This is a genomic window from Mesorhizobium sp. M1E.F.Ca.ET.063.01.1.1, assembly GCF_003998155.1.
Lineage (GTDB): Bacteria > Pseudomonadota > Alphaproteobacteria > Rhizobiales > Rhizobiaceae > Mesorhizobium.
In genome coordinates, this window is the sequence record NZ_RZSC01001761.1 from 1 (window position 1) to 393 (window position 393).

The window sequence follows — 393 nt, forward strand, 5'->3', positions numbered from 1 at the left end:
GGCATTTGCCCGGCTGCCGGCATGACGAAGTTCGAGAAGGAGAAAAAGACGCCGCCGACGACGCCGGAGCCGATCGCGGCGATGAAAATGACGGTAGGAAGAAGTTTCATCATGTCGGTTGCTCCCGTTTCGGTTAGCGCGAAGTGGTTTTTCAAAACATGAGGAACACTCACATTTGCAGAACGTGATAAACCCTCATATCTTGCGAGTCAAGCCGTTCGAAGAACCGAATTAGAGCTGGCCATGAAAGACAAAGCAGCCGGGAGTGCCGATCAGGCCGCGATTGCTTCGCCGCGGCGGGCGCCGACCCAGCAGCGCAGCCGCGAACGGGTCGAACGCATGCTCGCCGCCGCCTCGGCGCTGATCGCCGCGCAAGGCAGCGACGCCATGCGC

At 60.1% G+C, this 393-nt stretch carries 1 pseudogene; it reads left to right on the forward strand.

Features of this window, described 5'->3' with window-relative positions:
- Window positions 1-243: 243 nt before the first annotated feature.
- A pseudogene (locus EOA29_RS43700) lies at window positions 244-393 on the forward strand (TetR/AcrR family transcriptional regulator); the annotation flags it as partial.